Source organism: Pseudomonas sp. Irchel s3h9, assembly GCF_900187475.1.
Classification (GTDB): Bacteria; Pseudomonadota; Gammaproteobacteria; order Pseudomonadales; family Pseudomonadaceae; genus Aquipseudomonas; species Aquipseudomonas neuropathica.
Map to the genome: position 1 here is coordinate 208,679 of NZ_FYDH01000004.1, position 20,924 is coordinate 229,602.

Here is a 20,924-nt window from a genome sequence, read left to right on the forward strand (position 1 = left end):
GTGAGTGCTGCACCGGCTATGTCAGTTGGGTGATGCACTACCTTCGAACGTAATGGCATCGAAGTAGGCTTGCTTTTCACTCGCTTGGCAGAGCACGCTTAACCTGAATGTGCCGCCCGTAGCGCTGGAAACGTAGACGCGCGTGAGCCCTTCCTGATTGGTGCTCCCGTGCCGTCCCCGGAAGATCACCCTGTGCGTTTCGTCCTCACCACTTTCGACAGCCCAATCCACCAGCTCGTCTACACCCAGGTTCTTGAACTCATCCATCAACGTTGCATAGAGCTCGACTTCCCTGCCGCTTGGCACGACCCCCGATGGAACCGGCGACTTCAGCATCGTGACAAAATCCAGGCTTTTATCGTGGGAAATGAGTTTGATGGTTTTGGCGTTCTCGGGCTCAAACAGGTCCAGCCAGAAAACGGGCGTGTCCTCGCCCATTTTGGCGCCGGGGGTGTAGGTGGCCTCGAATTGCCCGTTATGACCGGTATAGCCGGTTTCGATGTCGCCCAGGCTGGCGCGAAAATGCACGCGGATACCGCTCAAAGGCGCTCCTGCGGGATCTTTGAGCGTCACCGTGTAAGTAGCGGTGTTGGTGGATCGAGCTATCAGCTCGGAGGGTTGCACATCGCAACTGATGGTCACCAGTTGCCGCAGATCCCCCGGCACTTGCGCGAGCGGCGTACGCGCCTCGGACTGACTCAGCAAGGCCAGTTCAGCGGCCTCGGCGTAGGCCTCCTTGCTCACCGCTTCAGGCAAATGGCCCAGCAGGAAGATTGTCAGCGCATCCATCCCCGTTTTCCTGGACATCTCAAGGACGCGGATGAGCACAGCCAACTGGCTAAGGTTGCTTAGCACCGGCGGAATCGGATCCATGCGACTGACGCACTCACGCACCTCCTGCACGCTCCAGTCGAAAAACTCGGCCAGACGTAGGGTAGAAGCCTGTTCCGCCAGTCGCGACGCATCCTCGCCAAGCACTGCTTCCAGTGAGTTGGCTTCGCGCAGGTAGTCGAGCAACTGTTGCGCCGGCTGCGTGCTCAGGCCAAATGCCCGGGTCAGCGTGGTCAGGTGATAAAGCGTGGTGACCGTGAGTGCATACTTGTCGGACTGCCCCATCCAGGCCCGAAAACCGTAATCCAGATAATCCTGGAGCAGGGTGGCACTCAGCCCCAGCGTTGAAACCACCTCACTGCGCCGCCGAACCTCGGCCAATAGCGTAAGCAACACATCGGAATCCGGACTGCGCCTGGATGGTTCGGTACTCGAATCGATGCGTGATTTCACCTGGCGCAAAAACTGGTAAACCGTTTTGTCGGCCCAGTTCAGTACCGGTATTGCCTGATCCGGTTCAATACCGGCATAGACCGCCAGCGTTTCCTTCACCAGCGATGCCTGAGCATCCCTGGCGTCGAGCAGGACTTGGAGCAGGGTATTGACTAAATTCGTGCGCACTCCGGGTTCCAGGTTACCCAGTGCGTGATCGACTGCCCACTCGACCCTTCTCAGCATATCGATCAAATACTGCTCCGGCGTGCCGATGGGCGCCAACATCAACCCATCGGCATCGACAACAGGCTCCAGTTCGTCTTCAGGTGATACCAAGAAATCCAGCCAACTGGCCGCACCGGCGGGCGGTAAACCAGCCATCAATACAGCCGCGTTGGAGAACAGCGCCGTGGGCAACAGATTGCGTATCTGATCAAACAGCTGCTGTTCCTGTTCAGAGGCTTCACGGGCGGCTTGCGGTGTTGCCGCGTGTTGCAACATCCACAGCACAGGCAAGTTGTTTTGCTCGCACCACTGCACGCACGATTGCAGGGCGTCAATGATGTTCAGAACATCAGGCGTCTGGCTGACGGCCGAAGCAATTTTTGGAGTGCCTGCCAACTCTTTGAGCCAGGCCTCCCCCCCCACCAGTAGCAGCATCAGCACGCCTTCAACGGGGGTCATGCTCAGCAATCGGGACAACCGCACCAGTCGATAGAAACTGGAAATGATCGGCAGGCTGCGCTTGAACGTGTTGTCGCTGATGCCGTGGGCCGTGGCCACTTGCAACGCCAGATACTGGTAAGTCTGTGTGTCGATCCCCAGGCTATTACACAACTGGCTGATGGTCAGATTGACTTCGCCCGGTCCGGGCGTTACCGGAAAATCGCCGTCATCCAGCACCAAAGGTTCCCGGTAGCGGCCTTGACTGTTGAACACTTGATCGAATTGCGATAACGCTTCGCCGCGCCCGTAAATGGCCAACTGATCGATGAATACCGCAAAATCTGCCGCTGTGCAGTTGTAGCGTTCGCGCAAGGTCTGGAACAGCCCAATGGCATGCACGACGTTGTCCGTGATCCACCATTTCCCTTCATCCGCACCGCCGCGCACTTCAGCCCTGATCGCAGCAGCCACCAAGACGTCCACCTGGTCACTGGGCAGTTCCAGCCAGTTGCACAGGCGTATCATGCGGTTCATCCGGTCGAAGGTGGCAAGCCCCTTGTCATCGTTGTAAACAACAGATAATCGATGCAGAGACGCAGGATTTTCATCCGCAACGTTGATATTCACGCCGGGGTGGGCATTGGCGTTGATGTACACCGACCCAGAACGCCCGCTTTCTGGCAGAGGCGAGACGGAAACTTCGGCGCCCCTGGCAGGGGTAGAAGGTAACGGAGGAGGATCTTCGGGGTCAAAATTGGCCGATAGTACCGGGGCGAAATCACGAATGGACAGCAAACGTTCGATCGCCAGCGTGTCGAGCTTTGTGTGTTCGCCGAAGTACGGAACCTGATTCAGGTTCTGCGGCCCCGCATCATGTTCTATGTCTGAGCCATAGTTGTCCCGATAAAATGCATCACGGTCTTGAGTCGTTACGGGAGGCTCCGTTAATACGTTCCGTTGATAGGGGCCGAATCGCGAGGAATGCGCCAGCGCACGTTCGGCGAAATCAATCCAGGTGCCGGACTGCAAAAAGTAGGGGTAGTCCAAATGGACCGCGCGGGCAAAATCACCTACTGACAGATTGTTGAGTTGCGCAACACCGTCAAGGGTGACCCAGTGTTGGTAGTACGGCAGGCCATTGGGATAACGCGCTTCAATCATCGCGTCTTCGATTGTCTCTGGCGGATCGGTTTGTGTTGAATGTTCAGCAATGAAGCGTTCCAGAACCGAGACGATGATGTCCACCGAAGACACCGGCCGGAACACGGCATTGAAATCCACGGACAGGTCCATCAGATCAGCACGCCGCTCTTCGAGGGGGAAGCCCGGTGGATCAAGCTTTACGGACTCGATCCGGTCGCGGATCCAGAGCAACAGAAAGATCAGGTAGGCCACCGGGGATATCATGGACTCCAGAGACTCCGGCAGAGCCCGCTTTTCGAAGTCGGTCTTGAAAAGCAGCTCATATCGTGGCCCGGTCACCCACGATAGCAATCCGCCCGCCGGCTCAGGCACACCATCGCCACCGCTCATCTGCTGTTCGATGAACTGACGGCTCACGTAAGTGGCCATGCTGTTGGCACGGCGCAAAAACCGATGGGCGTCCTCCCGGTTCATTTGATACTGGCTGGCCAGGTGCTCCACGCCCTTCTCCACCAGCGGGAAAATCGAGCCACCGTTTTTCAGGTAGGCGTGGAGTGGTTGCAGAACAGTGTCGTTAGCATTTTCCTCTTCTGGAAACAACTGCCTGTACAGTTGCAGACCGGGAAGGCGCGAATCAGCCATGATCGAATTCCTTGGGTCGAGAGCGGGCCTGAACTGCCCGACGTGTTCGTCAGGCTGCACATGTGTTCAGGACAATTTGGCGCTGGATAGCCCGAAGCGTCTACTGTCAGAAATGACAGGTTTAATGACCGCCCGTCGGCTTTTCGCGATTCAGTGGTCCGGGGGAACCTGCACAACTTCAAAGCGTGCGCTTTCGGCCCAATCGGACATGCTTGTTCCCGGCGTGAGGGTTTGCCGGAAACGGCACCATCTGCCGCCCAGTGGTAACGACACAGCGGACTCACCGCGCCAAGCGCTGCCGGCGACGGTAAGCAGCGGCGTCCATTTCTGCTCCGGGTTGAACCAGCTCACGACTTGCCCGACACCGCCCTCGCCCGTACCGGCAAAGGCCACCGGATCATGCACCCAGCGTCCCGCTGCCGGTTCAGCGATGATAGGCAGATACAGCCCCGCCACGACCTTGCGCACGGCAGCGCCTGACTCGAAACCATCAAGCATTGATGTCACTTCCAGAACCATGTCGCCGTCGGTCTGAGCTTCCACGTTGATCGACCAGGTTCGGTCCTCCAGGACGACAGCACTGGGCGTGGCGCTCCCCAGCGTCACCGTGACGGTATCGCCCGGCACACCGAAACCTGACACCACCAACTGCCGGCCAACCTGTTCGTTTTCGACTGGGGTTTCGACAAAAGGCGCTGCCGGGACCACCTCATAGGTCAAGTCGTCTGTGAAGGCAGATTCATGTGTCTTGTTGTTTTCCGTGAACAATTGTCGGGCGCGGATAATGTAGTTGCCGACCGGCAGCGTGACTTCCCGTTGCCAGTCACCGCTACCGGGCACCGTAATATCGCTCAACCACGGTACGTCAGTGCCCTTGAACCAGATCTCGACCTGGGCTGAAGGGAAACCAACACCCCTGAGCGTGGCAGTACGCGTCAGGTTGCCGCCGTCCTGCGGCGTGGTGATCTGCGGTGGCGGCACCACCACGTTGAAGGTTCGATGGTCGCTTCTTTCGGACGGACGCCCGTTGCGCTCCTGTTTCGCGAAGATCGTAGACTCACCGAACTTCAAATCAGTGAGCTGGATGGCCCATTCACCGTCCTCGACAAGCTGAGCTTCTGCTATTTCGTTTCCAAACTGAGACTCGTGCAGTTTCATCAAGGCGCCGCTCACACCTTCGATGCCCTTGATCATCACGTCCGGCTCCACGTCACCGCTCTCGACCGGATAGGTAATGACCGGTTTGAGCATGGCCGGGTAAAGCGTGAAGTTTCTGGATTGCGCCTCAGAGTTTTGCTCGGCTGCCCTTTGGGTAACGAAGATGGTTTGGAGGACCTCCGCGGGAAACGGCTCTGTTCGCTGGAACGTCCATGTGCCGTTGTCGACGATTCCGGCATAAACGCTGCTGTCACCGCTGAAGGTGATGCTCACTGTTGCGCCTTCCAGACAGGTGCCGCGGAACATCGGTGTCAGGCCTTCCCGGGGTGGCTCGTTCACTGTGGGAGGCAGGGGTGGAATCGAGACCTTCAACACTACACGGTTGAGTGAACAATGCTCCTCCAGACACTGCTGGATATGGACTTCCTGATCCTTCACCGGCCCCCAGTCTTCATTGGCTGTGCTCGACCAGGTCCCACCGCTCACGACTGCATCAGGGGCTGCCTTGAGGTCGCCATCAGGATGGTAAAAACTCACGGTGGCGCCGTTGTAACCCTTACCGCTGAAGACCGGCCGATAAGCCTTGGTGTGGGTCACGTCGGTGACATCCGGCATGTCGTTCTGGAGTTTGAATTCAAGAGGCAGCGATTCGATCCAGCCACTGGCGTTGTCGACGATCTTCTGCACGACCTCGACTGAAAAAGCCCCCAAAGCCCAGCCTGTCGATGTTGTTGTCCAGCTACCATCGGCTCGCACAATGGCATTAGGCGGCGTGTTCGGTGGCAGGTCGCCCGGATAGCTCTTGATGGTGAACTGAATCTGCGTTTCGAGGTACTGGTCGTAATGGCCACTACTGAAAAACGTCATGGTTTCCTGATTGAGGGTGTACTCGACCGTCGGTTTGCCCGGGCGTACCCGTATGCCGAAGGGTTCACTCGTTATTGAGGTAATCCCCTTGACTGTCTGCGTGCCAAAAATCGAATGAGGGCCGGGCGTAAGGGTGCATTCTCGGCGCCATTCACCAGTGTCGGGATGTGGCCAGCCCACAGCCACGGCATCGTCCCCCATCTGCTCTGAATACACGTCGACTCTGTTCTGATAAAAACCGGTGGCGCCGATCCCCTCGAACATCGATTTCATTTCCACGATTGGCGGCGACGCGGGATTGGGTCTGGGCGTTATAAACACGGGAGGACCAATAAGATAAAACTCTTGAGGATCGCTCCACTCGGAGTAGCCGCCACCCAGATTCTGTCTGGCAATAATGGTGTAACGTGCCCCTCGCGCGAAAGTATGGCTACTGGTTGCAAGCCATTCGCCGTCGGAATCAACCGGATCGGATGAGGCCACAGGCATGAGGGGATTTACTAAGAAAACACTGATGCGGGTTCCCTGCAGCGCCCCGTTGCCCTTGAACACGGGTAGAACACTCTCGACGGGCAGATTGATATCCGGGGACGTAATTTTGATTTTGCCTAAAACGGTGAACGTCTTCGTCTGGGTATATCGCCCCACCGTTCCGTCGACGTCTTCACGGATTTGTAGCTCGCGCACACCTTGGGGAAGACCCGTCGATAATGTGACAGTCCAGCGCCTATCAGATTGAGTGGTGTGCGTGGTGCTCATTACGGCTTTGTCGGCAGGACGCACAAGCCTTATTACACTGCCAGGACTTGCAGTGCCTGATACCCTTACGCCAACCACATTAGCGGCATCAAACGCGGCAGGCTTCCTCACTTCAACATGCTGGGAAGTCCACGGAGCCCACTCGTCACCTCGCCTCCAGACACCATCAAATTTGGCCTTCCCTTCTACAAGTCCATTGACCTGAATAGTGTTCCAATGAACTGCCTGAAACCAGTCTCCATCAAGAATCTTCCTGCTCGAGTTTGCAGAATGAAAGTCCATCCACACCTGATTATGTTCTCCGACATACGATGGGATACTGAATTTAAGCGGCGTATCGGGGCTAACAAGAATCGTGCTGTCTGCGTGGAGAAACTGGAGAGGTTTCCAAGCCCGAACATCTGAATTCCCGTCATCCTCGTTCAGAGCATGCTCAACCTTCTGATTAAAAGTATTCTCTGACATGATCGCGCGCCTTTCGCCTGGGCCTTCGGCCGATAAGTCTTGTTTTTACAGAACACGCGGATACCTAGGCACCTGTAAAATCTGACAGTCCCGACGAGCGGTAGATCAAACCGGCAACGTCATGCGACTGCAGCCAGTGGGTACATCACACAACCATTACCTGCGCATCTCTTGGAGTCTGGTGGTCTGTACGCTTACGGATCGAACTGACAGGCCGCCGCGTCTCGCGATGGGATCAATCAGTTGAGCGAGATGAGAATGTGGCTGGCATAGAACCTGGATCACGAACGGCCAAATGACAGAGCCTGTCCGTCAGTGTTCGTGTGCCGGGGAGGACGCGTTCGTCGACAAGCTCAGAGGATCCACGTGCACCGGATCCAGTGTAGGAGCAAGCTTGCTCGCGAAGCTTTTAGCGGGTTTGAATCAGGCCGAAGCCGGCAACGGCTGAAAACTGAAATAACGCCGCAACGCCTGCACCAGTTGCCCAAATTCCGGCGGTGCGCGTTGCAGGACGAAGCCGGCGTCGTAGTGCAGCGGCGTGGCGTCCTCATGGCACCACACGCAACACGCCGTGAGGTCGATTACCTGCTGACAGCCATCGCTGGCGGGGATTTTCAGGCGTAACTGAAAGTCCACGCCGACCATCATGGGCAATTGGCTGATGAGCATTAGCCCGTCTTCGGAGAGGTTGCCGAGAAAACCGATGGGCTTGTCGGTGACGCTGTTGAACACTCTGAGGAAATACGGCAACTGATGCCGTTCGATCCGTTCGGTAAACATGCGCAGTTCGCCATGCAAGGCTCCATCACAGAGCCGCACCCTTGCTTCGGAACGAGCCGGTTTCGCCGGCCGCTCTCCCCGCTTCCGGTGTAACGGTCGCTACGTCGCCGTCACCTTACAACTGCCAGTCGCGGGTGTTGCTCCGGATTCAGGAACCTGACGCTGAATCCGGGTTATTCGACTATAGCTCAGCTTGTACACACAGCCAGATTTTGTATGACAACTGTGATCAGAAACGGGTCGGGCGCACCACGGCAGCGGCACTGCGCGTCGGGTAGTGGCCCAGGCTCTGCAAGGTTTCCAGACGGGCACGGGCACGGTAGGCGTATTCGCTGTTCGGGTACGAGGCGATGATGAACTGATAAGTCTGCGCCGCGTCGACAAACATTTTCTGCCGTTCCAGGCACTGGCCGCGCATCATCGACACTTCCGGCCACACGTACGGGCGGGCACGGCTGGCGCGTTCGACCTTGGACAGTTCGAGCATGACCTGCTCGCAGTTTCCGCGGTCATAGGCGCTGTAGGCGTTGTTCAAATGGTGGTTCATCGACCAACGGGTGCAGCCCGAAACGGCGAGGACGCTGAGGGCAAGGGCGGCAATGGGCAACAATCGCATGGGGGTTCTCCTGTCTTGTGCTCTGTATCGACCCCTGCCGGGAATTCTTCAGAAGTGTTTGCGCCAATCGTCGTGTTCAATAAAGAAAGTAATAAGTAGTGCAAACGAACAATGACTACACCCCAAGAGCATAGTAGCCTTCGCTAGCGCTTGAACTCAGGAGTCTTTGCATGTCCGTCCGTCGTACCAAAATCGTCGCTACCCTTGGCCCGGCCAGTAACTCGCCGGAAGTTCTTGAACAGCTGATTCTGGCTGGTCTGGACGTTGCCCGTCTGAACTTCTCCCACGGCACCCCCGACGAGCACAAGGCTCGCGCGAAACTGGTGCGTGACCTCGCTGCCAAGCACGGCCGCTTCGTCGCCCTGCTGGGTGACCTGCAAGGCCCGAAAATCCGTATCGCCAAATTCGCCAACAAGAAGATCGAGCTGAAGATCGGTGACAAGTTCACCTTCTCCACCAGCCATCCGTTGACCGAAGGCAACCAGCAAGTGGTCGGCATCGACTACCCGGATCTGGTCAAGGACTGCGGCGTGGGTGACGAGCTGCTGCTCGACGACGGCCGTGTGGTGATGCGCGTTGATACCGCCACCGCAACAGAATTGCATTGCACCGTGACCATCGGCGGCCCGCTGTCCGACCACAAAGGCATCAACCGTCGCGGTGGCGGCCTGACCGCGCCGGCCCTGACTGAAAAAGACAAGGCCGACATCAAGCTCGCTGCAGAAATGGAAGTCGACTACCTCGCGGTGTCCTTCCCGCGTGACGCTGCCGACATGGAATACGCCCGTCAACTGCGCGACGAAGCCGGCGGTACTGCCTGGCTGGTGGCGAAGATCGAACGCGCTGAAGCCGTAGCGGACGACGAAACCCTCGACGGCCTGATCAAGGCATCCGACGCGGTGATGGTTGCCCGTGGTGACTTGGGCGTGGAAATCGGCGACGCCGAACTGGTCGGCATTCAGAAGAAAATCATTCTGCATGCACGCCGCCACAACAAGGCGGTGATCGTCGCGACCCAGATGATGGAGTCGATGATCCAGAATCCGATGCCGACCCGCGCTGAAGTGTCCGACGTAGCCAACGCCGTGCTCGACTACACCGACGCCGTGATGCTGTCCGCCGAATCCGCCGCTGGCCTGTACCCGCTGGAAGCCGTGCAGGCAATGGCGCGCATCTGCGTCGGCGCCGAGAAGCACCCGACCGGCAAGACCTCCAGCCACCGTATCGGCAAGGAATTCACCCGCTGCGACGAAAGCATCGCGCTGGCGACCATGTACACCGCCAACCACTTCCCGGGCGTCAAAGCGATCATCGCTCTGACCGAAAGTGGCTTCACTCCGCTGATCATGTCGCGTATCCGCTCCTCGGTGCCGATCTACGCCTTCACCCCGCACCGCGAAGCCCAGGCCCGCGCGGCAATGTTCCGTGGCGTGTACACCATTCCGTTCGATCCGGCTTCGCTGGAACCGCACGAAGTCAGCCAGAAGGCCATCGACGAGCTGACCAAACGCGGCGTTGTGGAAAAAGGCGACTGGGTCATCCTGACCAAGGGCGACAGCTACCACACCACCGGCGGCACCAACGGCATGAAGATCCTGCACGTGGGCGACCCGCAGGTCTGAGTGACGCGCTGAAAAACCAAAGCCCCGGCATGTGAGTGCCGGGGCTTTTTGTTGTCTGCGTTGAATCGAAAGCCCCTCACCCTAGCCCTCTCCCAGAGGGAGAGGGCTAGGGTGAGGGATATTGCAGAATTGCACCGACCTGATAGCTCTGCGCTGAATCCGACCGTTTCTTTCAAGTCGATGTGTAGCGCATTACACCTCGGTCGTCTCCCTCTCCCTCTGGGAGAGGGCTGGGCGGGCGGCGTTCCGATGAGGGTTGGCTTTTTAATGCCGTTTGATAAATCCGGTCAACGCCACCATTGCTTCTGGCGAACGAAGGCGCTGGGTGAACAATGCGCCCTCCTCCTCGATCACCTTACGAATCAACTCGCGATCCGGCGCTCGCATCAATTGCTTGCTGATACGCACCGCTTCGGCCGGCAGTTCATCGAAACGCAGCGCCATTTCCCGCGCCTTGCTTAGCGCCGCAGCGCCGCTACCCAATGCTTCGGTCGCAATCCCCCACTGCGCCGCCTGTTCACCGCTGAAGCCTTCGCCCAGTAACAACAACTCTGCCGCTTTGGCCTGCCCAAGCAGGCGTGGAAGGATCAGGCTGGAGCCGAACTCCGGGCACAAACCCAGGTTGACGAATGGCATGCGCAACCGCGCATCGCGGGCCACATAGACCAGATCGCAGTGCAGCAACAATGTAGTACCAATGCCCACCGCCGCGCCGGCTACAGCGGCAATTACCGGTTTGCGGCACTCAAGCAGGTTGAGCATGAAGTGAAACACCGGGCTGTCGAGGTCACTCGGCGGTTGCTGGATGAAGTCGGCAATGTCGTTGCCGGCGGTGAAGCATTCGGCGCTGCCGGTAATCAGCACGGCGTTGATCGCCGGGTCGCTATCGGCCTGTTTCAGCGCCTCGGCGAGGCGACTGTACATGGCGCGGGTCAGGGCGTTTTTCTTGTCCGGACGGTTGAGGCGCAGGGTCAGCAAACCGCGCTCGCGTTCCAGCAGGATGGCTTCGGTCATGATGTGTCTCGCGTCTGAAATATCAGCGCTCAACCACGGGACAGGAACACGTCAGCCAGTAGTTGATTGCGCGGCAATCCGGCCAGGTACAGACGCCGCGCGAAGGCGTCGACGCTGGCCGTCGAGCCGCAGACTAAGGCCAGGGTTTGCCGGGAGACAAGGCGCAGTTGCGCCAAAGCGGCGGCTGACTCGGCCGCCGTCCACAGCTCGACACTGAGGTTTTCCCGCTGCGCAGCCAGTGCCGCCAGGGGTTTGGCCAGATAGTGCTCGCGATCGTCATGAGCCACGTGAATGACGCGGATCAGGCCTTGGTGATCCTGGCGCAAGGCTTCGCGCAGCACGCCGAACAAAGGGCCCAGACCGGTGCCAGCGGCCAGCAGCCACAAGGGGCGACTGTGCCAGTCGGGATCGTAATGCAAAGCACCGCCGCGCAGTTCGCCGAGACGGATCGGATCGCCGATCTGCAATTTTCGTGCGCCATCGCTGAATTCACCAGGCTGGCGGCAATCGAGATGGAATTCGAGAAAGCGGTCTTCCTCCGGCAGGCTCGCCAGCGAATACGGCCGCGCAATGTGCCCGATCCACAACACCAGATGTTGCCCGGCGCTGTAGCGCAACGGCCGTTGCGGGGTCAGACGCAAGCGCAGGACGCTGTCGCTGAGCCAGTCCAGCGCTTCGACCACTGCCGGGCGACCATCGGTGATCGGGTCGAAGGTGTGCACCTGCAAATCTTCGACGACCTGACACTGACACGCCAGGCGCCAGCCTTGCTGACGCTGTTCGGCGCTCAAGGCGTCCGGCCGATTGTCGGCGGGCAGGCCTTGCACGCATTGCACCAGACAGGCATGGCAACTGCCGGCGCGGCAGCTGTAAGGCACGGCGACGCCATTCTGATTGAGGGCATCGAGCAGATTGCTGCCCGCTGCCACTGACCATTGTCGTTCACCGACGCGAAGTTCAGGCATCGACGTTCTCCCACGCGGCCGCACAACGATTGCGCCCGTCACGCTTGGCCCGATACAAGGCCTGATCGGCGCGCTGCAAGGCGTCGTCCAGATCATCGCCCAACACCAACAGCGTCATGCCGGCCGACAGGCTGAGGTTGCGCACATTCAGGCCGACCAGTTCAACGTCAGTAAAGGCAATACGCAGACGTTCACAGCAAGTAGTCAGCCGTTCGGCGTCGCAATCGGGCAACAACACAACGAATTCTTCACCACCATAACGCGCCAGCACATCACCGTCGCGCAGACACGCCTGGGCAACGCCGGCGAAGGCCTGCAACACCTGATCGCCGGCGGCATGGCCGTGCAGGTCGTTGATGCGTTTGAAATGGTCGAGGTCGATCAGCGCCAAGCCGTGCACCACATCGTCGTCCATTTCATCCAGCTCTCGCGTGGCCAGACGCAGAAAATGCCGACGATTGAACAGCCCGGTCAGTTCATCGGTGGCGACCAGATCTTCCAACTGCCGCATCATCCCGCGCAGGGTGTCCTGATGCGCCTGCAAGGCAAACCGGCGCTGGCGCTGGCGTTGCCGCGAAACCTGGACGAAGCGCGCGTACAGCACCAGCCACGCCAGCACCATTGCCAGAATGCACACCTGCAAGGCGGCAAGCGCCGGCTCGCGCAAGCGGAAGTAGTAGCCGTCCCACAGCGTGATGGCACAGAAACTGAAGAACACCAGCAGGGCACAGCGTATGAACGCCCGTCGACTGAGATGGAACAGGCCGAACAGCAGGATCAGCACGTAGAACACCAGAAAGGCGCCGCGGGCTTCATCCAGATGGGCGATCAGCCAGGTCTGCCAGCCGAGACCGATCAACACCTGCGCTTCGGTCAGGCTGGGATCGGCAAAGCGCAGGTTGCGCCCACTCCAGAACAGTGCGAACAGCACCGACTGGCTGATCACCACCAGCGCACTGCCGACGGCCACAGAAGTCAGGGACTGCTCGTAGTGCCCCGTGAAAAATGCCAGCCACAGCAGCAGCAAAGCCAATCCATAGGTGGCCGCAGCGAGGGCAAAGCGTTTGAGCAAAAGACGTTGAATGGCGTTATGGGTCAATCGTTGACTCACCGTGCGATAAGAGGCTGACCGAGTGTCCTACTCTACAGACCGGCTGCCACTTTAGAGGCGTAGTCGATAAATGACCACCGATTTTCGGGCCCGAAATTTGACGTCAAAAGTGTGGCCTGCGTAGACCGCCAAAAGCCCCTCACCCTAGCCCTCTCCCAGAGGGAGAGGGCTAGGGTGAGTCGATTGTTGGCGATACGCCGACCTGAAATACCGAGCCGGACTCAGACTTGAACAGCCTGAACATCGCCCCCCTTTCCTGAGTCGAACTCAGGTTTTGAACAGCATGAAGATCAGCTCCCTTTCTTGAGTCGAGCACAGGTTTGAACAGCATGAAGATCGGCTCCCTTTCTTGAGTCGAGCACAGGTTTGAACAGCATGAAGATCGGCTCCCTTTCCCCCTCGCCCCCCTTGGGGGAGAGGGCTGGGGTGAGGGGGTAGCTCTTGAAGTGCAAACCCGCTGTCCGATATTCGCCCACCCATGCGACCAACGAATGATTGCCGGCGCGTGTACGCCCCACCGAGGCGCGTTATACTGCCGCGCCTTTTTAGCGTCGCGCCAGCAGCCCCGGCGTGCCTTGAAAGGTGCTTGCGACCGACCGATGCACCCAAGCCGCAGGCACCTTATTGAATGTTCCCGTCTTTTAGAGGAGCGCGACTCATGACCGTGATCAAGCAAGACGACCTGATTCAGAGCGTTGCCGACGCCCTGCAGTTCATTTCCTATTACCACCCCGTGGATTTCATCCAGGCGATGCACGAAGCCTACCTGCGCGAAGAATCGCCAGCGGCCCGTGACTCGATGGCGCAGATCCTGATCAACTCGCGCATGTGCGCCACCGGCCATCGCCCGATCTGCCAGGACACCGGTATCGTTACCGTGTTCGTGCGCGTCGGCATGGACGTGCGTTGGGATGGCGCCACCATGGGCCTGGACGACATGATCAACGAAGGCGTGCGTCGCGCCTACAACCTGCCGGAAAACGTCCTGCGTGCCTCGATCCTCGCCGACCCGGCGGGTGCTCGGAAAAACACCAAGGACAACACCCCTGCCGTGATTCACTACTCCATCGTCCCGGGCAACACCGTGGAAGTGGACGTGGCGGCCAAGGGCGGCGGTTCCGAGAACAAGTCGAAAATGGCCATGCTCAACCCGTCCGACTCGATCGTTGACTGGGTATTGAAGACCGTTCCGACCATGGGCGCCGGCTGGTGCCCACCGGGCATGCTCGGCATCGGCATCGGCGGCACCGCCGAGAAAGCCGCCGTCATGGCCAAGGAAGTGTTGATGGAATCCATCGACATCCACGAACTGAAGGCCCGTGGCCCGCAGAACCGCATCGAAGAAATGCGCCTGGAGCTGTTCGAGAAGGTCAACCAGTTGGGCATCGGCGCCCAGGGCCTCGGTGGCCTGACCACCGTGCTCGACGTGAAGATCATGGACTACCCGACCCACGCAGCCTCGCTGCCGGTGTGCATGATCCCGAACTGCGCCGCCACCCGTCACGCACACTTCGTGCTCGACGGCTCCGGCCCGGCCTCGCTGGAAGCGCCGCCGCTGGACGCCTACCCGGAAATCGTCTGGGAAGCCGGCCCGTCGGCTCGCCGTGTCAACCTCGACACCCTGACCCCGGAAGACGTGCAGAGCTGGAAGCCGGGCGAAACCGTCCTGCTCAACGGCAAAATGCTCACCGGTCGCGACGCCGCGCACAAGCGCATGGTCGAGATGCTCAACAAGGGTGAAACCCTGCCGGTCGATCTGAAAGGTCGCTTCATCTACTACGTCGGCCCGGTTGATCCGGTCGGTGACGAAGTGGTTGGCCCGGCGGGCCCGACCACCGCGACGCGGATGGACAAGTTCACCCGGCAGATCCTCGAGCAGACCGGCCTGTTGGGCATGATCGGTAAATCCGAGCGCGGCCCGACCGCCATCGAAGCGATCAAGGACAACAAAGCCGTGTACCTGATGGCCGTTGGCGGCGCTGCTTACCTGGTCGCTCAGGCGATCAAGAAGTCGCAAGTGCTGGCGTTTGCCGAACTGGGCATGGAAGCGATCTACGAGTTCGAGGTCAAGGACATGCCGGTCACCGTTGCGGTGGACAGCAAAGGTGAGTCGGTGCACATCACCGGCCCTGCGATCTGGCAACAGAAGATCAGCGAAAGCCTGGCGGTAGAAGTGCAATAAGCCCTTCGCTGCCATAAAAACGGCCGGTTCATCTGCAACGATGACCCGGCCGTTTTCACAGGGGCCAACCGTTCGCGATAAAAAAAGCGCCGAAGCATACAAAATGATCTTGCGCACCTGTCAGATCTGACAGGTTCATTTACCCGCCATTCTTGTTAGCGTCAGTCCATTCACGCCCACCCCGTGCGCAATGGATTCGACCATGCCTGATCAACAAGAGCTGAGCATCACCACCCCTTCCATCGCCAAAAGCGCATCGATCGCCACCATCGGCAAAAGTTGGGGCGCTGTGGGCCCGACCGGAGCCGCCTCGTTCGAGTTGCCGATTCCAACGTCTGCCGGGCGGGGCTGGGATCCTCAGTTCTCGCTGAGTTACAGCAGTCAGAGTGGCAACGGTCCATTCGGCCTTTCCTGGCACCTGGCCGGCGTGGGTCAGATCAATCGCAGAACCAACAAAGGCGTGCCACGTTATACCGATCACGACGAGATCGTCGGTGCCGATGGCGAAGTGTGGATGCCGGAGCTCGATGAGCATGGTGAACTCAAGTTCCGAGAGGAAAGCGTCTACAACGGCGTCGACATTGGCCCGCACAGAGTCGTGCGCTATTGGCCTCGAGTGGAAAGCGATTTTGCCTTGCGCGAGCGCTGGCAGCGGCAGACCCGAGAAGCCGATCCACCGGTATTCTGGCTGATACACGGCGCTGACGGCTCGCTGCACCTTTACGGCAAAACCGAAGCCACACGAATTGCCGATCCCCAGGCTCCTGGACGAATCGCCACATGGCTGCTGTGCGAAAGCATGAACGCGCGCGGCGAACACATCTGCTTTGAATACAAGGCCGATGATCAGGATCCCGCCCCCGTGCGTGACTATCGCGCCCAGCGTTATCTGCGCCGCGTGTGTTACGGCAACTTCACGGCCAGCAGCGATCTGTACAGCTGGACGACGGACAATCCCGCCGAACTGGGCTGGCACTTTCATCTGCTGTTCGATTACGGCGAGCGCAGCACGTCACTGACCGACATCCCGGCATATGACGGTGCCCCCCTCAAACCCTGGACCGTTCGCCCAGACAGCTTTTCAACCCACGGTCAGGGTTTTGAACTGGGCACTCGCAGACTCTGCCAACAGGCATTGCTGTTTCATCATTTTCCCGAGCAATCGACTGACCAACCGAAACTGGTACGCCGCCTGCTGTTGGAATATCACCAACCGCAAAATATCGCGCAGTGGGCCTACAGCCAGATCAGCGCGGCGCACTATCAGGCATTCGATGCGAGCGGCATTGTCGAAAACACGCCGCCGGTCGAGTTCGACTATGCCCCCTTCGACATCAATAAAACCCCGGCGCGCTTCTTCGAACCCGATGTTCAACCGGGTATCGAGGACGGTGGTTTTTACCAGTGTGTGGATCTTTATGGCGAAGGTGTGCCGGGTTTCCTCTGCCGTTATGACCAGGCCTGGTACTACCGCGAACCACTACGCGCGACCAAGGGCACCGATGAAATCGGCTATGGGCCATGGACCGCACTGGAAAAGATTCCGCTCGCCGATCGCAACCGTCCGGTCCAGCAACTGCTGACCGACCTGACCGGTGACGGTCGGCTCGATTGGGTCACCGCGCAACCGGGTATCAGTGGTTTTCGCACCCTGACAGAACAACGCGAGTTTGCCGACTTCGTCCCCTTCGGCAAATTCCCACCAGAGTTTTTCAACACTCTCTCGACACTTGGCGACTTGAGCGGTGACGGCTTGAGTAGCCTGGCGTTGATCGGGCCCAGCTCCGTGCGTTTGTATGCCAACGAGCGCGAACAAGGCTTCGCCGCGCCTGAAGAGGTGCTGCACGAACCCGACGACGACCGCTTGCCACTGTTCAGCAATTCGCGCACAGAACTGGTGCTGTTGGGCAACCTGCTGGGCAGCGATATGCCCGAGTTGTGTCGGATACGCCATGACGAAATCCGCTGCTGGCCGAACCTGGGCCACGGCCGGTTTGGCAAGGGTCGCAAGATCAGCGAGTTGCCCTTCAACTACGAGCAATTCGATTCGTCCCGGGTGCGCCTTGCCGACCTCGACGGCTCCGGTGCCGCGTCGCTGATTTATCTGAAGTCGGATACCTTCGAGATCTACCTGAATCGTGGCGGCAACGGCCTGGAGCAAATACCGATCAGCGTGCCGTGGCCCGACGGCGTGCGCTACGATCGCCTCTGTCAGGTGAGTTTCGCCGATCTGCAAGGCCTGGGCTGCGCCAGTCTGATCCTTACGGTGACGCACATGCAGCCGCAGCATTGGCGCTACGATTTCGTTTCGGCCAAGCCGTATCTGTTGACCAGCAGTAACAACAACATGGGTTGCAGTGCCAGCGTCGCTTATCGCAGTTCGGCGCAGGAATGGCTGGATGAAAAACACCGTTTGCTCACCCTTAAGCGTTTGCCGGCTTGCCACCTGCCGTTCCCGGTGGCGGTGGTCAAGAAACAACGGCAGCTGGATGAAATCACTGGCAATTGCCTGACTCAGACCTTCACTTGGCGTGAAGGCGTCTACGACAGCCGCGAGCGTGAGTTCCGCGGTTTCGGTCTGTTGCAACAAACCGACAGTGAGAGCGCCAGAGCAGATGAGAGCGAAGGTTTCAGCGAGCCGGTGCGTGTCTGCACCTGGTTTCATACCGGGCAATCGATGGACCGGCCGCGCGACGACTACTTCAATCAGGATGCACAAGCGGTAGCCCTGGGTAACACCCTGTTCAGTCGCCATCACCCGGAAGACGATGCCGATGAACTGATTCCGGTGCAGGATGAAGACAGCCGATACCAGCTCTCCCGAGCGTTGGTCGGCTCGATGGTCCGCAGCGAAACCTACGCTGATGCAGACATGGACGCCCCCGGGATTGCCACGCCTTATGCCGTAGAAGAAGTGCGATATCAGGTGCGCGAGGTTCGCGAGCAAGGTCCTTATGCCACCGCCGTCTTGCTGCCACTGGTGGTGGAAAGGATCAGCTACCAGTACGACGGTTTCGTCGATGACCCCATGTGTCGCAACGATGTGGTCCTGCGCTACAACACTTACGGCCAGCCGACGCACGCCATCACGGTGAGTTACGCCCGGCGACTGACCGAAAAAGATGCACCACCGTTCGACGACCCGGATGTACAGCAGTGGTGGTTCGACGCCCATGACCCGGCGCAACAATCGTTCTACCTGAATGAAAGCCGTTCAGCGTTCATCGATCTGGACAAGGACCGGCAGCATTGGCGTCTCGGTTTGCCCTATCAGCAGCGTGGCAATGCACTGGTCTTGCCCAAAGGCACCCTGCCCACCGGGCTTGAAGCCGCGCAAGTGTCCTATGAGTGCCTGAAGGCACATGAGGATTCGGCGCACTGGAACGCTGAACGGGTGCTGACCACGCAGTCTGTACAGCGCTACTTGAGTACCGATGGCCAACGGCTGGACGACGGCGTTGCCGGATTCGAGGCCCTGGTCGGTCCACTGGAAGTGGCACAACTGGACAAGACGGCGCTGGACGCTTACAGCGTGCTGCCTGCGCCCTTCAACGTGCGCGACGAACTGAAGAAGATCGGCTATCTGCCCATGCCGTTTCTGTTCTGGATAAATCCCTTGGGCAGCACGGAGCATGACCTGTGGTCGGCGAATTTCGGCTACGCCGAATACGCCAGCCTCGACGGTTTCTACAAGGTCCGGCGCTATCGCGAAACCCTCAGCCATGGCTTCACTCACGCCGTATACGACGCGTATGCGCTGGCTGTCACCCTCGTGGAACTGCCAGATGGCTGTACCACCTGTATCGAGTACGACTACCACGCGCTGCAACCGCTGAAAATCATCGATGCCAACCTGAATACTCATCAGGCGTTGTATGAACCCTCCAATCAGCCCCTGGCCACCAGTTTTTATGGCTCAGAGAACAACAGAGAAGCGGGTTTCAGGCCACTGAGCGAATACAAACTTCCGGAGGACCGGAGCCCGGCTACGGCAATTGCCAACCCGACCGATGCCGTGCAAAAAGCCGCGAGTACCCTGCGCAAGGATCTGTTCAGCTGGATGGGGCAGATGGCCAACGACACCCGCGCCGCCCTGGCATGGATCGCTCAGGGTTATCTGCTGCCCAGCGGCCACATCAGGGCCAGTACACGCCGCCAACTGACCCGGCGCAGCGGCGCCTTGACGCCTGATGAACAGGCGCTGCAAGACGCCATCGCAACAGTGCATCGCGAACCGGTGCACAGTGTGATCCTCAGTGCCGACCGCTACCCTGATGACGAGGTGGATGCGCAGATCCAGATCACCAAAGCCTGCGTCGACGGTTTTGGCCGGGCTCTGCAAACCCAGCAATTGGTCGATCCGGGCAAGGCCTATGCCGTGGACGCCGACGGCTCGCTGATCGTCGAGGATGGCCAGATCAAAGTGGTCGATGCCAACCCGCGCTGGCGCATCAGCGAGCGGGTCGAATACAACAACAAAGGCTTGCCCGTTCGTCAGTACCGCGCGTTTTTCGCCAACACCTATACCTACGTCAACGATCAGTCCCTGCGCACACTGAGCCATCACGATCAGCTTCGCTATGACGTCAAGAGCCGGCAGGTCGGAATGGTCAATGCCAAGGGCGACTTTTCCCGAGAGACGTACCACCCTTGGTATCACACCAGCGAAGACTTCAACGACACCGCCGAGCCGTCATCGCCAACCAAGGCATCGCAGCCATGATTGCCAACGTGCATCGCCGTACACCTGCGCTGGCGGTAAGCGATGCGCGTGGTTTGCCAATGCGGCAGGTCGGGTACTTGCGCAGTGTGACGGCCGACAACCCCGTAGCGCTGGTAACCCGTCAGCAGCATGACTACGCCGGCCGTCTGATCGAGCAATGGGATTCGCGCTTGTCGGCACCCTGCCTGACCACGGTTTACAGCCTGGACGGCACGGTATTGAAATCCGACAGCGTCGACGCCGGTTGGCGCCTGACCCTGCCGGGTCTGGCCGGTGAGCCATTGCAACGCTGGGATCAGCGCGACAACCATTGGCGCACGAGCTTCGATGAGCAGCTGCGGGTGATCGCGGTCGAGGAAAATGGTCAGTCCAATGTCGACGTTTTTACTTACGCCGACGCCTCGGCCGAGGCCGGGTACAACCGCCGCGGCCAGTTGCTGGAACAGAAAGACCGTTCCGGTTCGCTGCTCACGGACAGTTATTCCCTGACCGGCCAGCCGCTGAGCGAAACCCGCACGTTCCACGACGGCGAGCCGTTCACCACTCACCATGCGTTCAGCCCGCTCGGCGCGCTGCTCGAGCAGACCGACGCCGGCGGCCATCGGCGACGCTCGCGCTACGGCCTGGCCGGGCACCTTCGGCAGGTACAACTGTTGATCAGCGGCCAGAGCCAATGGCAGCCCGTGTTGCTTGATGCGCAGTACAACGCCGCCGACCAGATCATCGAGCAGCAGGCCGGTAATCTTGTCCTCAGTCGCTGGACGTACGACCCTGCAGACAGTCGTCTGCACACTCAGTCCAGTCGCAAAGACACTGGAGCAGTGCTGCAGAACCTCGAATATTTCTACGATCCCGTCGGCAATATCACCCGCATCGAAGACCACGCCTTTCAACCACGTTACTTCGCCAATCAGTTGATCGATGGCCACCGCGACTTCACCTACG

The 20,924-nt window shown here is 59.3% G+C and carries 10 protein-coding genes and 1 pseudogene; 4 read left to right on the top strand and 7 right to left on the bottom strand.

What is annotated here, in order from left to right; genetic code table 11:
• Positions 1-21: 21 nt before the first annotated feature.
• From CKW26_RS08460 to CKW26_RS08475, 4 genes are all read right to left on the bottom strand, one after another.
• Positions 22-3,717 (bottom strand): Tc toxin subunit A, encoded by a 3,696-nt coding sequence (locus CKW26_RS08460; protein WP_095048235.1) that lies wholly within the window; start codon positions 3,715-3,717, stop codon positions 22-24.
• Between the two features lie 150 nt (positions 3,718-3,867).
• Positions 3,868-6,966, bottom strand: a complete 3,099-nt coding sequence (locus CKW26_RS08465; RefSeq protein ID WP_095048236.1) for a hypothetical protein — start codon at positions 6,964-6,966, stop codon at positions 3,868-3,870.
• Positions 6,967-7,389: 423 nt separating this feature from the next.
• On the bottom strand, positions 7,390-7,746 hold the full coding sequence (locus tag CKW26_RS08470; protein WP_095048390.1) for a PilZ domain-containing protein: 357 nt from the start codon (positions 7,744-7,746) through the stop codon (positions 7,390-7,392).
• A 229-nt stretch (positions 7,747-7,975) separates the two neighbouring features.
• Positions 7,976-8,362: a tol-pal system YbgF family protein gene (locus CKW26_RS08475; RefSeq protein ID WP_093430516.1), complete on the bottom strand. Its 387-nt coding sequence runs from the start codon at positions 8,360-8,362 to the stop codon at positions 7,976-7,978.
• A 170-nt stretch (positions 8,363-8,532) separates the two neighbouring features.
• Between CKW26_RS08475 and pyk the strand changes: the two genes are divergently transcribed.
• Positions 8,533-9,984: a pyruvate kinase gene (gene pyk, locus CKW26_RS08480; RefSeq protein WP_095048237.1), complete on the top strand. Its 1,452-nt coding sequence runs from the start codon at positions 8,533-8,535 to the stop codon at positions 9,982-9,984.
• Between the two features lie 264 nt (positions 9,985-10,248).
• Here the strand turns inward: pyk and CKW26_RS08485 are convergent, their stop codons facing one another.
• Genes CKW26_RS08485 through CKW26_RS08495 form a run of 3 tightly spaced genes read right to left on the bottom strand, consistent with a single transcriptional unit; the run spans position 10,249 to position 13,062 of the window.
• Positions 10,249-10,998 (bottom strand): enoyl-CoA hydratase-related protein, encoded by a 750-nt coding sequence (locus CKW26_RS08485; protein ID WP_095048238.1) that lies wholly within the window; start codon positions 10,996-10,998, stop codon positions 10,249-10,251.
• A 29-nt stretch (positions 10,999-11,027) separates the two neighbouring features.
• Positions 11,028-11,963, bottom strand: coding sequence for an iron-sulfur-binding ferredoxin reductase (locus tag CKW26_RS08490; RefSeq protein WP_095048239.1), 936 nt, complete (start codon positions 11,961-11,963; stop codon positions 11,028-11,030).
• Positions 11,956-13,062, bottom strand: coding sequence for a diguanylate cyclase (locus CKW26_RS08495; RefSeq protein ID WP_095048240.1), 1,107 nt, complete (start codon positions 13,060-13,062; stop codon positions 11,956-11,958). Before CKW26_RS08495 ends, CKW26_RS08490 begins: the two co-directional genes overlap by 8 nt.
• Before the next feature lie 670 nt (positions 13,063-13,732).
• Here CKW26_RS08495 and CKW26_RS08500 point away from each other — a divergent pair.
• The 3 genes and pseudogenes from CKW26_RS08500 to CKW26_RS08510 all read left to right on the top strand — a co-directional run.
• Entirely contained in the window at positions 13,733-15,256 is a 1,524-nt protein-coding gene (locus CKW26_RS08500; RefSeq protein ID WP_034153454.1) for a fumarate hydratase, read from the top strand.
• 202 nt (positions 15,257-15,458) lie between these two features.
• Entirely contained in the window at positions 15,459-19,979 is a 4,521-nt protein-coding gene (locus tag CKW26_RS08505; RefSeq protein WP_095048241.1) for a SpvB/TcaC N-terminal domain-containing protein, read from the top strand.
• Positions 19,976-20,924, top strand: a pseudogene (locus CKW26_RS08510) (toxin); the annotation flags it as partial. The gene CKW26_RS08505 and the pseudogene CKW26_RS08510, both read left to right, overlap by 4 nt.

What these genes read in the sequence shown, in the direction of transcription:
- CKW26_RS08465 (WP_095048236.1), bottom strand. Translation starts at nt 6,966, where the DNA reads ATGTCAGAGAATACTTTTAATCAGAAGGTTGAGCATGCTCTGAACGAG.
- pyk (WP_095048237.1), top strand. Translation starts at nt 8,533, where the DNA reads ATGTCCGTCCGTCGTACCAAAATCGTCGCTACCCTTGGCCCGGCCAGT.
- CKW26_RS08490 (WP_095048239.1), bottom strand. Translation starts at nt 11,963, where the DNA reads ATGCCTGAACTTCGCGTCGGTGAACGACAATGGTCAGTGGCAGCGGGC.
- CKW26_RS08485 (WP_095048238.1), bottom strand. Translation starts at nt 10,998, where the DNA reads ATGACCGAAGCCATCCTGCTGGAACGCGAGCGCGGTTTGCTGACCCTG.
- CKW26_RS08505 (WP_095048241.1), top strand. Translation starts at nt 15,459, where the DNA reads ATGCCTGATCAACAAGAGCTGAGCATCACCACCCCTTCCATCGCCAAA.
- CKW26_RS08460 (WP_095048235.1), bottom strand. Translation starts at nt 3,717, where the DNA reads ATGGCTGATTCGCGCCTTCCCGGTCTGCAACTGTACAGGCAGTTGTTT.
- CKW26_RS08470 (WP_095048390.1), bottom strand. Translation starts at nt 7,746, where the DNA reads ATGTTTACCGAACGGATCGAACGGCATCAGTTGCCGTATTTCCTCAGA.
- CKW26_RS08500 (WP_034153454.1), top strand. Translation starts at nt 13,733, where the DNA reads ATGACCGTGATCAAGCAAGACGACCTGATTCAGAGCGTTGCCGACGCC.
- CKW26_RS08475 (WP_093430516.1), bottom strand. Translation starts at nt 8,362, where the DNA reads ATGCGATTGTTGCCCATTGCCGCCCTTGCCCTCAGCGTCCTCGCCGTT.